At 74.2% G+C, this 13,209-nt stretch carries 9 protein-coding genes; 5 read left to right on the top strand and 4 right to left on the bottom strand.

The features are described 5' to 3' along the window. Positions 1–10: 10 nt before the first annotated feature. Complete coding sequence (locus GL259_RS33360) at positions 11–1,915, bottom strand: ABC transporter ATP-binding protein (protein ID WP_159539183.1); 1,905 nt, start codon at positions 1,913–1,915, stop codon at positions 11–13. Positions 1,916–2,101: 186 nt separating this feature from the next. Here GL259_RS33360 and GL259_RS33355 point away from each other — a divergent pair, with 186 nt between their 5' ends. The 4 genes from GL259_RS33355 to GL259_RS33340 all read left to right on the top strand — a co-directional run bounded on the left by GL259_RS33355 (position 2,102) and on the right by GL259_RS33340 (position 7,784). Continuing rightward, positions 2,102–3,001: a YbhN family protein gene (locus GL259_RS33355; protein WP_159539182.1), complete on the top strand. Its 900-nt coding sequence runs from the start codon at positions 2,102–2,104 to the stop codon at positions 2,999–3,001. Positions 3,002–3,253: 252 nt separating this feature from the next. Further along, complete coding sequence (locus GL259_RS33350) at positions 3,254–4,351, top strand: mechanosensitive ion channel family protein (RefSeq protein WP_159536987.1); 1,098 nt, start codon at positions 3,254–3,256, stop codon at positions 4,349–4,351. Positions 4,352–4,589: 238 nt separating this feature from the next. Then, a complete protein-coding gene (locus tag GL259_RS33345) occupies positions 4,590–6,809 on the top strand; it encodes an NADP-dependent isocitrate dehydrogenase (protein ID WP_159536986.1) in 2,220 nt (739 codons plus the stop codon). A 177-nt stretch (positions 6,810–6,986) separates the two neighbouring features. Beyond that, the gene (locus GL259_RS33340) at positions 6,987–7,784 is read left to right on the top strand and encodes an N-formylglutamate amidohydrolase (RefSeq protein WP_159536985.1); all 798 of its coding nucleotides are present in this window, start codon (positions 6,987–6,989) and stop codon (positions 7,782–7,784) included. 85 nt (positions 7,785–7,869) lie between these two features. Here GL259_RS33340 and GL259_RS33335 read toward each other — a convergent pair whose 3' ends face one another. Genes GL259_RS33335 through GL259_RS33325 form a run of 3 tightly spaced genes read right to left on the bottom strand, consistent with a single transcriptional unit; the run spans position 7,870 to position 10,459 of the window. After that, positions 7,870–8,397, bottom strand: coding sequence for a hypothetical protein (locus tag GL259_RS33335; RefSeq protein WP_159536984.1), 528 nt, complete (start codon positions 8,395–8,397; stop codon positions 7,870–7,872). After that, positions 8,394–8,969, bottom strand: a complete 576-nt coding sequence (locus GL259_RS33330) for a sigma-70 family RNA polymerase sigma factor (RefSeq protein ID WP_159536983.1) — start codon at positions 8,967–8,969, stop codon at positions 8,394–8,396. Before GL259_RS33330 ends, GL259_RS33335 begins: the two co-directional genes overlap by 4 nt. A gap of 59 nt (positions 8,970–9,028) precedes the next feature. Beyond that, complete coding sequence (locus GL259_RS33325) at positions 9,029–10,459, bottom strand: S8/S53 family peptidase (RefSeq protein WP_159536982.1); 1,431 nt, start codon at positions 10,457–10,459, stop codon at positions 9,029–9,031. A gap of 166 nt (positions 10,460–10,625) precedes the next feature. Here GL259_RS33325 and GL259_RS33320 point away from each other — a divergent pair, with 166 nt between their 5' ends. Beyond that, on the top strand, positions 10,626–13,199 hold the full coding sequence (locus GL259_RS33320) for a CHAT domain-containing protein (RefSeq protein ID WP_243762613.1): 2,574 nt from the start codon (positions 10,626–10,628) through the stop codon (positions 13,197–13,199). The last annotated feature ends 10 nt before the right edge of the window (positions 13,200–13,209 follow it).

Below are 13,209 nucleotides of genomic sequence, written 5' to 3'. Positions count from 1 at the left end.
CGCGCGGGCCCTACGCCGCCGCCGGCGTGCCGCGGCCGCGGTCCCGCTCGTGGTCCCCCGGCCGGGGGGCGAACTGGGTGCGGTGCAGCTCGGCGTAGCGGCCGCCGGCCGCCAGCAGTTCCTCGTGGGTGCCGCGCTCCACGACGCGGCCGGCCTCGATCACCAGGATGAGGTCCGCGGCGCGGACGGTGGACAGGCGGTGGGCGATCACGATCGCCGTCCTGCCCTCCAGCGCCTCCGTGAGCGCCTCCTGGACCGCGGCCTCCGAGGTGTTGTCCAGGTGGGCGGTGGCCTCGTCCAGGATGACGACGCGCTGCCGGGCCAGCAGCAGCCGGGCGATGGTCATGCGCTGGCGCTCGCCGCCGGAGAGCCGGTAGCCGCGTTCGCCGACCACCGTGTCCAGGCCGTCGGGCAGGGACCGCACGAGGGTGTCGAGGCGGGCCCGGCGCAGCGCGTCCCACAGCTCGGGCTCGCCCGCCCCCGGGCGTGCCAGCAGCAGGTTGGCGCGGACCGTGTCGTGGAAGAGGTGACCGTCCTGGGTCACCATGCCGAGGGTGTCGCGCAGGGAGGCGGCGGTCAGGTCCCGGACGTCGACGCCGCCCACGCGCACGGCGCCCGCGTCGACGTCGTACAGGCGCGGCAGCAGCTGGGCGACGGTCGACTTGCCGGCGCCGGAGGAGCCGACCAAGGCGACGGTCTGCCCCGGCTCGGCGCGGAAGGAGACGCCGTGCAGGACTTCGGCGCCGCCTCGCGTGTCGAGGGAGGCGACCTCCTCCAGCGAGGCCAGGGAGACCTTGTCGGCGGACGGGTAGCCGAAGCGGACGTCGTCGAACTCGACGGACACCGGTCCGTCGGGGACCTCGCGCGCGTCGGGCCTCTCCTCGATGAGGGGCCTCAGGTCCAGCACCTCGAAGACCCGCTCGAAGCTGACCAGGGCGCTCATCACCTCCACCCGCGCCCCGGCGAGCGAGGTCAGCGGCGCGTACAGGCGGGTCAGCAGCAGCGCCAGTGCCACGACCGCGCCCGGCTCCAGGGCGCCGCGCAGGGCGAGCCGGCCGCCGAGTCCGTAGACCAGGGCCAGGGCCAGGGCGGAGACGAGGGTGAGGGCGGTGATGAACACCGTCTGGGCCGTGGCGGTCCGTACGCCGATGTCGCGGACCCGGCGGGCGCGCTCCGCGAACTCCTCCGACTCCTGCTCGGGGCGGCCGAAGAGTTTGACCAGGGTGGCGCCGGGCGCGGAGAAGCGCTCGGTCATCCGGGTGCCCATGGCCGCGTTCAGGGCGGCGGCCTCGCGCTGCATCCGGGCCATGCGGCGGCCCATGCGCCGGGCCGGGACCACGAACACCGGCAGCAGCACCAGGGCGAGCAGGGTGATCTGCCAGGACAGGGTGAGCATCACGGCGAGGGTGAGCAGCAGGGTGACCAGGTTGCCGACCACGGTGGACAGGGTGTTGCTGAAGGCCCGCTGGGCGCCGATGACGTCGTTGTTGAGACGGGAGACGAGCGCTCCCGTACGGGTACGTGTGAAGAACGCGACCGGCATGCGCTGCACATGATCGAACACCGCCGTCCGCAGATCGAGGATGAGGTCCTCGCCGAGCGCCGCCGACAGCCGGCGGCCGAGCACGCCGAGGGCGGCCTCGACCACCGCGATCAACGCGATGAGCAGGGCCAGGCGGACGACCACGGCCTCGTCGCCGCCGGACACGATCGCGTCCACGACGCGCCCGGCGAGGACGGGCGTGGCGACGGCCAGCAGCGCGGTCGCCGTGCCGAGCAGGACGAACAGGGTGATACGGCGGCGGTGCGGGCGCGCGAAGGCGCCGATGCGCCGGAGCGTCGACCGCGCGAAGGGACGGCGTTCGTCCTGGGCGTTCATGACGCTGTGCAGCTGCATCCACGCTGTGGTCTCCATGCTCATGAAAAGAAACCTAGAACCTCGAGCATGGTTGAGGTCAAGGGCGGCTCCTCGCCGTGCCGCCGGCCGCTTCCCGGGGGTAGGCCGTGCCGTAAGCCGCCGTCCGGACCGCCGCAACCCGCCGTTGGCGTGCGGCGGAGAGACTCCGTGGACGTGACGCGGACGATCCGCCGGATCCTGTGTGTGCTTCCGCTGCTGCTCGTGACCGTGGTCGCGGTGCGGCACCGGTCGGTGCTGGCCGACGGCTTCGCCCATCTGGCCACCGCCCGGTGGCCCTGGCTGCTGGCCGCGGTGGGCGCGACCTGCCTGACCTGGGTGGCCGCTGCGTGCACCCGGCAGGGCGCGGTCCTGGAACGGCTGCCCGGAGGACGGCTGCTGGCCGCGCAGTTCGCGGCGGGCGCGGCGAACCACCTGCTGCCCACCGGGCTGGGGGCGAGCGCGGTCAACCTGCGGTTCATGACGGTGTGCGGGCTGTCGCCGGTCCGCTCCTCGGCCGCGCTCGCGCTGTATCTGCTGGCGGAGTCCGTCGGCCGGGTGGCCCTGCTGGGCGCCCTGCTGGTCGCGTTCCCGGACGCGCTGCGGCTCGGCTCCCTGCTGCCCGAGGGCGCGTTCGGCCCACTGCTGCTCGCGGCCGGCGCGGTGTCGGTCGCCGCGGCGGGCGTGCTGGTGTCCGTACGGCGGCTGCGCACGGCCGTGTCGGCCTTCCTGCGCACCGCGCTGGGCGAGGCGCGGTCGGTGCACGCCCGGCCGTCCCGGGCGCTGGCGCTGTGGGGCGGGGCGCTGGCCTTCCCCGCGCTGCAGGCGGCGGCGCTGGTGCTGGTGGGCCGGGCGCTCGGGCTGCCGGTGCCGCCCGCCCACATGGCGCTGGCGTACCTGGCGGCGACGGTCGCGGTCGCGCTGGTGCCCACACCGGGCGGGCTCGGCTCGGTGGAGGCGGCGCTGGTCGTGGCGCTGGTGGCGGTGGGCGGCCCCGCCGCGGTGGCCACGGCGGTGGTGCTGGCCTTCCGGGTCATCACGGTGTGGCTGCCGCTGCTGCCGGGCGCGGTGACGCTGGGCGTCCTGGTGCGGCTGAGGGTGATCTGAGCGGCGCAGCGGGGCGGGTCCCGGGGCCGGACGGCCCGGCCGGCCCCGATGTGCCGGGCGGGGGCCGGGGACGGCGGGATCCGGACGGGCACGGTGCGGACGGACCGCGTGGATACGGCAGGATGTGCGATCGTGCCGACCGCAGGTCAGAACGGCTCCGGCACACCGTACTTCCCGGAAATCGAGCAGGTGACGACACGTGACACGACTTCACATACGGCCGTCGGCCAGGGCGTTCGCCGGAGGTGAGCGGTGACCCGCGCGCTCACCGTGGACGATCTGGTGTACGCCGGAATCGCCCTCGCCGCCGGCCTGCTGGCGGCGTTCCTGCTGCGGATGCTGCTGCGCTGGCTCGGCCGGCACGCCGAACGCACCAACTGGCGCGGGGACGACGTCCTCGTGGACGCCCTGCGCATGATCGCGCCGTGGGCGGCGGTCGCGGGCGGCGCGGCCTTCGCGGCGGCGGCGCTGCCGCTGACCCGGACCGTGCAGCACAACGTCAACCAGACGCTGACGGTGCTGGTCATCTTCGCCGCGACCGTGTCGGCGGCACGGGTGGTGGCCGGCCTGGTGCGCTCGGTCACCCAGTCCCGCTCCGGCGTCGCCGGATCGGCCACCATCTTCATGAACATCACCCGGATCCTGGTCCTGGCGATCGGTTTCCTGGTGGGGCTGCAGACCCTGGGCATCTCCATCGCCCCGCTGCTCACCGCCCTCGGCGTCGGCGGCCTGGCGGTCGCGCTCGCGTTGCAGGACACGCTCGCCAACCTCTTCGCGGGCATCCACATCCTCGCCTCCAAGACCGTGCAGCCCGGTGACTACATCCAGCTGAGCAGCGGCGAGGAGGGCTACGTCGAGGACATCAACTGGCGCCAGACGACCGTCCGCAACCTGTCCAACAACCTGGTGGTCATCCCCAACGCGCAGCTGGCGAAGACCAACATGACCAACTTCATGCGCCCCGAGCAGCAGCTGACCATCCTGGTGCAGGTCGGGGTGTCGTACGACAGCGACCTGGAGCAGGTGGAGCGGGTGACGAAGGAGGTCGTCGCCGAGGTGATGACCGGGATCACCGGCGCCGTGCCGGAGCACGAGCCGGCGGTGCGCTTCCACACCTTCGGCGACTCCCGCATCGGGTTCACCGTGATCCTGGGCGTGGGCGAGTTCAGCGACCAGTACCGGATCAAGCACGAGTTCATCAAGCGCCTGCACCGGCGCTACCGCGACGAGGGCATCCGGATCCCGTCGCCCGCGCGGACGGTGGCGCTCCAGCAGGGCGCGGTGGTCATCCCGCAGCAGCGCGGCACCGGGACGGAGCCGGACGACATGACCACCGGCACGCCGATCTGACCGGGACGCCGGCACCGCCCGCCCGGTGCCGTCCCCCGGCCCTCCCGGCAGGGCGGGCCGCCCTGCCGGACCATCCGGCCGGCCCGGCCGCGTCGCCCGGCGGGCAGCCGGCCGGGGCCGCCCGCCGGAGCGGGGGCGGGGGCTCGTCCGGAAATCGGCCCGGACCCCTGTCGAGCCGAGGTCGATCACGAGATATCTTGATGTCGAGCAATGTTGCAGACGTGGAGCGGAGCACCCGGTGACTGACTCGACCATCATCTATACGCACACTGACGAGGCCCCGGCCCTGGCGACGTATTCCTTCCTGCCGGTGGTCCAGGCGTACGCCTCGCAGGCGGGTGTCGCCGTGGAGACGCGGGACATCTCGCTGGCCGGGCGCATCATCGCCGTGTTCCCGGAGTACCTGACCGAGGACCAGCGCATCCCGGACGCCCTCGCCGAGCTCGGTGAGCTGGCCAAGACGCCCGCGGCCAACATCATCAAGCTGCCGAACATCTCGGCGTCGATCCCGCAGCTCAAGGCCGCGATCGCCGAGCTGCAGGGCCAGGGCTACGCGCTGCCGGACTACCCGGACGACCCGAAGACCGACGAGGAGCGCGAGATCCGCGCCCGCTACGACAAGGTCAAGGGCTCGGCGGTGAACCCGGTCCTGCGTGAGGGCAACTCCGACCGTCGCGCCCCCGCCTCGGTGAAGAACTACGCCAAGACCCACCCGCACCGCATGGGCGCCTGGACCCCCGAGTCCAGGACCAACGTGGCGACCATGGGCGAGAACGACTTCCGCTCCACCGAGAAGTCGGTCGTCATCGCCGAGGACGGCGCGCTGCGCATCGAGCTCGTCGGCGACGACGGCACCACCACGGTGCTGCGCGAGTCCGTCCCCGTCCTCAAGGACGAGGTCGTCGACGCCTCCGTGATGCGGGTCGCCGCGCTGCGCGAGTTCCTGGCCGCGCAGGTCGCCCGGGCCAAGCAGGAGGGCGTGCTGTTCTCGGTGCACCTGAAGGCCACGATGATGAAGGTCTCCGACCCGATCATCTTCGGTCACGTGGTGCGCGCCTTCTTCCCGAAGACGTTCGCGAAGTACGGCGAGAAGCTCGCCGCGGCCGGCCTGACCCCGAACGACGGTCTGGGCGGCATCTACAAGGGCCTGGAGTCCCTGCCCGAGGGCGACGAGATCAAGGCGTCCTTCGACGCCGAGCTCGCCGAGGGCCCGGCGCTGGCGATGGTCGACTCCGACAAGGGCATCACCAACCTGCACGTCCCCTCGGACGTCATCGTCGACGCCTCCATGCCGGCCATGATCCGCACCTCCGGCCACATGTGGGGCCCGGACGGCCAGGAGGCCGACACCCTCGCCGTCCTGCCGGACTCCAGCTACTCCGGTGTCTACCAGGCCGTGATCGACGACTGCCGCGCCAACGGCGCCTACGACCCGGCCACCATGGGCTCCGTGCCCAACGTGGGCCTGATGGCGCAGAAGGCCGAGGAGTACGGCAGCCACGACAAGACCTTCGAGATCCCGGCCACCGGCACCGTCCGCCTGGTCGACCAGGCCGGCAACGTCGTCCTGGAGCAGACCGTCTCCGCCGGCGACATCTTCCGCGCCTGCCAGACCAAGGACGCCCCGATCCGCGACTGGGTGAAGCTGGCCGTCACCCGCGCCCGCGCCACCGGCGCCCCGGCGGTGTTCTGGCTGGACGAGACCCGCGCCCACGACGCCAACCTGATCGCCAAGGTGAAGCAGTACCTGCCGGAGCACGACACCGAGGGCCTGGACATCCGCATCCTGTCCCCGGTCGAGGCGACCAAGCTGTCGGTGGAGCGCATCCGCCGCGGCGAGGACACCATCTCCGTCACCGGCAACGTGCTGCGCGACTACCTGACCGACCTGTTCCCGATCCTGGAGCTGGGCACCAGCGCCAAGATGCTGTCGGTCGTCCCGCTGATGGCGGGCGGCGGCCTGTTCGAGACGGGCGCCGGCGGTTCCGCGCCGAAGCACGTCCAGCAGCTCGTCAAGGAGAACTACCTGCGCTGGGACTCGCTCGGTGAGTTCTTCGCGCTGGTGCCGTCCCTGGAGCAGTACGCGAAGACCACGGGCAACGCCCGCGCGCAGGTCCTCGCCGACACCCTCGACCGCGCCACGGCGACCTTCCTCAACGAGGACAAGTCGCCGACCCGTCGCATCGGCGGCATCGACAACCGCGGCAGCCACTTCTACCTGTCCCTGTACTGGGCGCAGGAGCTGGCCCGGCAGACCGACGACGCGGACCTGGCGAAGGCCTTCGCCCCGCTCGCCGAGACGCTCTCCGCCAACGAGCAGCGCATCGTCGACGAGCTGAACGCCGTCCAGGGCGAGCCGGCCGAGATCGGCGGCTACTACCGGCCCGACCCGGCCAAGGCCGCCGAGGTCATGCGCCCGTCCGCCACGTGGAACGAGGCGCTGGCGTCCCTGAGCTGACGCAGCCGCCTCCCGGGGAACCCCCCGTGTCTCCGCCCCGGCCGGCCACGCGCCCGGCCGGGGCGGAGCCGTCTCCCCCCGCCCGCGTCCCGGCCCACCGGTCGCGGTGGCGTTGTCAGTGCCGTGTGACACCTTGATCTTGTCGTGCACCCCTGACAACGCCCCTGGAGCAGCCGTATGACCGATGTCCCGCCGTCCTTCGAGTTCCTTCCCGGCGACGCGGACTCGCCCGTGATCCTCCATGTGCCGCACTCCGCGCGGGAGATACCGGCCGACGTGCGGTCCGGGATCGTGCTGGACGACGCGGAGCTGGAGCGGGAGCTGGACCACATCACCGACGCGCACACGGCCGGCATCGCCGAGGCCGCGGCCCGCGCGGCCGGGCTCACGCCGTGGCGGTTCGTGAACCGGCTGTCCCGGCTGGTGGTCGACCCCGAGCGGTTCCCGGACGAGCGGGAGGAGATGCTCGCCGTCGGGATGGGCGCCGTCTACACCCGGACCACGCACAAGGACGTGCTGCGGCCCGACGGACACGACGCCGGGCCGCTGATCGAGCGCTACTTCCGTCCGTACGCGCGGGCGATGACGGAGGCGGTCGCCGGGCGGCTCGCGGCGACCGGGCGGGCCGTGATCATCGACGTGCACTCCTACCCCAGCGCGCCGCTGCCCTACGAACTGCACGGCGAGGGGCCGCGGCCCGCGGTCTGCCTGGGCACCGACTCCTTCCACACCCCGCCCGGGCTGCTCGGCGCGGCCCGCGAGGCGTTCGCGCCGTGCGGGGAGACGGGGCTGGACAGCCCGTTCGCCGGGACGTACGTGCCGCTGGAGTTCTACGGGAAGCGGGCCGAGGTGTCCGCGCTGATGGTGGAGATCCGCCGGGACACCTACATGACCGAGCCGGGCGGGCCCGCGGGACCGGGACTGTCCCGGCTGGCCTCGGCGCTGGGGGCGCTGGTCGACGCCGCGACGCGCTGACGACCCCCGAGGACCCCGGAGGGACCCGGCCGTGTGCCGGCCGGACGCCGTTCCCGGCGCCCGGCCGCCCGGTGCCGAGGTCCCCTCAGGCGCGCAGCCACTCCGTCACGACCACGTCCCCGCCGGTGCGCAGCCGGAGGGCGAACGGGCCGGAGGGCGGGGTGTCGGCGGTGAAGCGGCCCATGTCGTCGGCCGTGAGCCGGGCGCCCTCCTGCGGCCCGCCGAGCACCTCGATGCCGGCCGGCTGGGGCGGCAGCACCTGGCCCATCAGGCCCTGCGCGGTCACCTCGACGTCGACGGTGACCTCGCCCGCGCTGAAGGTGAGCATGCGCGGCACGTCCGTCGCTCCCCTGACCGGGATGGCGTCGACCAGCGAGTCGAAGGTCAGCTCGGCCACGCGGGCGTCGAGGTCGTGCAGCGCGTAGGCGTCCACGGCGACCTGCAGCAGACCCGGCGGCAGCGGGTCCAGCACGGCGGCCGCCCGGCGGAGCTCCTCCTCCAGCAGCCCGTCCTCGATGTCCTCGCCGCCCGGCCCCGCCGTGTCGGAGTCCTCGTCGAACGCCGCCCCGTCGTGCGTGCCGTTCACGTCGTCCGTGCCGTTCATGCCGTTCACGTCGTCCCCCGTGACTCGAGCCGGGCCCGCAGCCGGCGCAGACAGCGCTGGCGCAGGGGTCCGATGCTGCCCACCGCGATACCGAGCGCGGCGGACACCTCCTGGTAGCTGGGCGGCGGCGAGGCGATCAGGACGCGCAGCAACTGCCGGCACCGCTCACCCAGTTCCTCGAACTCCTCCCACAGCCGTCGTACGCGTTCGCTCTGGGCGGCCGCCTCCTCCGCCTCCAGCAGCGACTGCTCCGGCGCGCCGTCCTCGCTGACCCGGTCCAGCAGCTGCGGATCGTCCGTCAGCATCAGCCGGCGCGCGTTGCGGTGCACCTTCAGGCATTCGTTCCGCGCGGTGCTGGACAGCCAGGCGCCCGCCTTGTCCGGCTCCCGGATCCGCCCCAGGTGCTGGGCGAAACGGAACCACACCGTCTGATAGACCTCGTGCGCGTCGGCGTCGGAGAGCCGGTGCGCGCGCACCACGGACCACACCAGTGGGCCCAGCCCTTCCACGATCGCCTTCCAGGCCGCCGCGTCGCCGTCGGCGGCGGACCGGACCAACGCGCCGACATCGGTTCGCTCCACGGTTCCACCCCTCGTGTACGGCACGTCATCGTACGCCGCAGAGGGGACGGTTCCGGTCCTCATGCCCGCACGGAGGGGAGCGAGACCGGCACCGGGCGCCAGGTGGGCGGCAGGAGTGCCGGGACGTGCGCCCCGCGCACCTCGGCGAACTCCGTGTTGCTGTCCAGCAGCTGCCGGCGGGCCTTGCGCGGGTCGGTCTGCGCCTGCGCGGTCATGTGGGCGGCGACCATGCCGACGGCGACGGGAGTGGCGAACGAGGTGCCGCTCCACTGGGCGAGCCCTTCGAACATCACCTGGTCCGGCTTGGCCCGGCCGCCCTCCTCGCTCAGCACGCCGGTGTGGCGCGGGTGCCGGCAGGTGCAGGCGTAGGAGAAGCCGTAGCGGCAGGCGTCGTAGGTGGAGTGCTGGTACACGTACGGCACGGGGGTGTCGAAGCCGGTGAGGGCGCTGACGAGGCGCTCACCGGGGGCGTAGACCGACACCCAGGCGCCGTGGTTGCTGAAGCAGGCGCCGAACTCGCCGTCGCCGCGCAGCGCGCCGACCGACAGCACGGCGTTCTCGTAGCCGGGCAGGCCGGCGTAGGCGGCGGGCCAGAACGGGGTGGCGCTGGCGTTGTTGCCGGCGGCGGCGACCAGCAGGGTGTGCTGCTCGCGCAGTTCCTCCATGAACGCGTCGATGCCGAGGAGGCCGTCGGTGCGACCGTTGGAGGTGCCGGCGGAGAGGCTGATGACGTCCGGCCAGCCGTCCCGGTCGACGGCCTCGAAGAGCTTCTCGCCGAACTCGGACTCCAGGATGGCGCCGGCGTCGTTGAGCGTGCCGCGGACCGTGATGTCGGTGCAGGGGGCGACGGCGGCGACGAGCCCGGCGATGAACGTGCCGTGTCCGCAGTACTGCTTCAGGACGCCCTCGCCGTCGCACTCCTCGACCTGGGCGTCGCCCCGGGTGTGGGCGAGCAGCGGGTAGGAGCGGTAGTCGTGCGTGAGGCCGGTGTCGACGACGAGGACGCTGACGGCGCTGTCCGGGTCGTGGTCGGCCCGGGCGGCGGCCGGGTTGGGCTGCTCGCCGGCCTGGACGGGCACGGGTTCGTCACCGGGGCAGGCGTTGACGGCGATCGACACCACGTGGTTGCGGCTGATCAGCCGGCGCCCGGCGCGGCCCTCGGTCGCCGAGAGCGCGCGCAGTGCGCCCGCGACCGCCGGATCGCCGCTGCCGTCGCCCTGCCCCGGGTCGGCGACCCGGATGCGGGTGATGCCGGAGCGGTTGGTCTCCGGGCTCACCCGGCCCACGTGGTCCGGGGCGGGTCCGGCGAACGTGGTGAAGTGCTGCCGCACGGTGTCCTCGACGACGCGGGCCTCCTCCCCGTCGCGGGCGAGGACGACACCCTTCTCGTAGAGGAACTCGCCCGCGTCGTCCGGTCCCATCGCCAGGGGGACGTCGGGCATCGAGCGCTGGATCTGGTCGAACTGCTCGCGGAATCGCTGTGGTGCCATGGCGTGTCCTCCACTGGGGCGGCGGCGACCGGGGCCGAGGAGCTGTCCTGAACCAGAGCCCCGAAGCGGTCGTTTGATACAACGTCGTACCTGTGGGGCGCGGTTGCGGACCACTACCATCCGTAAGGTGACAGCGGGAAGCGAATCGGTGCTGGAACTGCTGCCGATGGTGTTCGCCGCCCCCGGCGAGGCCCTGGCGAGGGCGGAAGAGGTGCTGCGCGACCGTCCCCCGCCCCTGCACGCCTCCGTCGCCCACCAGGTGATCGGCATCTGGCAGCGGGACTTCGGCGACATGCGGCTGGCCCTGTCCCATCTGCGGCGGGCCCGGGACTGGGCGGCGCGCGCGGACTCGGCCGAGCGGGAGGCGGACGTCCTCGCCACGCTCGGGGTCGCGCTGGTGCACGCGGGACGCACCCGGCAGGGCATGGACGCCCTGGGCCGGGGGGTCGCCCGCGGCACCGGACACACCCGCGCGCGCGTGCTGTTCCGCCGGGCGTACGCGTGGTGGGTGCTGGGCCACCACAAGGAGGCGCTGGAGGACGTACGGCGCGCGGTGCCCGTCCTGCGGCAGGCGGACGACGTGATCTGGACGGCGCGCGCGCTGACCCTGCGGGCCACGGTGCATCTGGCGCTGGGCGCGGTGGAGCGGGCGGACGCCGACTTCACCGCGGCCGAGGCGCTGTGGGACACCACGGGGCAGGAGCACGACAAGGCGGACGCCGTGGAGAGCCGGGGGCTGGCCGCGTTCCGCTCGGGCGACGTCCCGGCGGCGCTGAGACTGTTCGACGAGGCGGAGGAGCGGTACGCCAAGCTCGGCACGCCGACGTTCATGCTGAACATCCGGCGCTGCGAGGTGCTGATGGCCGCCGGACTGCCCGCGGAGGCGCTGGCCGAGGCGGACGCGGCGATCAGGGCGCTGGACGGGATCGGCGGGCAGTCCACCCGCAAGGCGGAACTGCTGCTGGCCGCCGCGCGGGCGGCCCGGCTGGCGGACGATCCGCAGACGGCGATCGCGCGCGCGGCACTCGCCGTGCGGCTGTTCGCGGGGCAGCGGCGCACCTGGTGGGAGACGCACGCGCGGCTGGTGCTGATCGGGGCCCGCCACGCGGCCGGGCGCGGTTCGGGCCGGCTGGTCGCGGACGCGGCGGCGGTGGCCGAGAGGCTGGCCGCGCTCGGCGCGCCCGCCGCCCCCGAGGCGTCCCTGCTCGCGGGCCGGATCGCGCTGGACCTGGGCTGGACGCAGGACGCGGAGCGGCACCTGGCGGTCGCCGCCCGCAGCAGGCTCGGCGGGCCCCCGCTGGCGCGGATGACGGGCTGGGCGGCGCAGGCGCTGCGCGCGCGGGCCGCCGGATCCGCGCGGGGTGTGCTGGAGGCCTGCCGGCGCGGCCTCGACGTGCTCGACGACCACCGGATGACGCTGGGCGCCTCGGAGCTGAGGGCCCGCGCCACCGCGCAAGGGGCGGAGCTGGCCGCCCTCGCCCAGCAGGCCAGTCTGGTCTCGGGCGGACCGCGGCGGCTGCTGGTGTGGAGCGAGCGCTGGCGGGCCACCGCCCTGTCCGCGCCGCCCACCCGGCCGCCCGCCGACCCCGCGCTGCTCAGCGGCATGACCGCCTACCGGGAGATCGCCGCCCGCGCGGAGGAGGCCCGCATGGAGGGCAAGCCCGTGCCGGCGCTGGAGCGGGAGCAGCGGCGCCTGGAGCGGGAGATCCGCTCCCGGACGCTGCACATGCGCGGCGAGGCCCCCGACGGCGGGGACCGCTTCGACGTCGGCCGGCTGCTCGACCGGCTGGGCGACGGTGACGGCGGACAGCTGGTGGAGCTCGCCGTGCTCGGCGGGCGGGTGCAGGTGCTGCTGTGCGGGCAGGGTCGGGTGCGGCGGTTCGAGGCGGGCCTGCTGGCGGCGGCGGAGACCGAGGCCGAGCACGTGCAGGCCGGGCTGCGGAGGCTGGCGCATCCGGGGGCGGAGGCGCGGCTGCCGGTGGTGGAGGCCGCGGGCCGCCGGCTGGAGGAGCTGCTGCTGGGCCCGGCGGCGGCGCACCTGGGCACGGGTCCGGTGGTGATCGTGCCGCCGGGGCGGCTGCACCGGGTGCCGTGGGCGCTGCTGCCCTCGCTGCGGGAGCGGGTGCTGAGCGTGTCGCCGTCGGCGAGCAGCTGGCTGCGCGCGCGGGAGACCGCGCCGCCGCCCGGGGGCCGCCAGGTGCTGGTGCGCGGCCCGGGCCTGGCGACCGGCGGCGCGGAGGTGCCCGAGCTGGCCGGCCGTTACGGCGGCGCGACCGTCCTGGAGGACGACGACGCGGCGGTGCCGCGCGTGCTGGCGGAACTGGACGGGGCCGCGTTGGCGCACATCGCCGCGCACGGCACCTTCCGCGCGGACGGCCCGATGTTCTCCTCGCTGCGGATGGCCGACGGGCCGCTCATCGTCCACGACTTCGAGCGCCTGGACCGCAGCCCGTACCGGATCATCCTGTCCTGCTGCGACACCGCGCGGTTCGCCACCGTCGGCGCCGACGAACTCCTCGGCCTGGTGACGGCGTTGCTGCCGCTGGGCACGGCGGGGGTGGTGGCGTGCAGCGCGCCCGTCAACGACGCCGCCGTGGTGCCGCTGATGCTCGCGCTGCACAAGGGGATCGACGCCGGGCTGTCCCTCGCCCAGGCGCTGCGCGACGCCCGGGCCGCGCTGCCCGGTGACGCGCTGCACCAGGCCACCGGGTGGGCGTTCTCCGCGTTCGGGGCGGCCTGAGCCCGGTGCC

The organism is Streptomyces sp. Tu 3180, assembly GCF_009852415.1.
Classification (GTDB): Bacteria; Actinomycetota; Actinomycetes; order Streptomycetales; family Streptomycetaceae; genus Streptomyces.
The sequence above is the reverse complement of the archived record's forward strand: the minus strand, read 5'-3'. Positions and strand labels throughout refer to the sequence as shown.

What these genes read in the sequence shown, in the direction of transcription:
- GL259_RS33360 (WP_159539183.1), bottom strand. Translation starts at nt 1,915, where the DNA reads ATGGAGACCACAGCGTGGATGCAGCTGCACAGCGTCATGAACGCCCAG.
- GL259_RS33340 (WP_159536985.1), top strand. Translation starts at nt 6,987, where the DNA reads ATGACCGATGTCCCGCCGTCCTTCGAGTTCCTTCCCGGCGACGCGGAC.
- GL259_RS33325 (WP_159536982.1), bottom strand. Translation starts at nt 10,459, where the DNA reads ATGGCACCACAGCGATTCCGCGAGCAGTTCGACCAGATCCAGCGCTCG.
- GL259_RS33320 (WP_243762613.1), top strand. Translation starts at nt 10,626, where the DNA reads ATGGTGTTCGCCGCCCCCGGCGAGGCCCTGGCGAGGGCGGAAGAGGTG.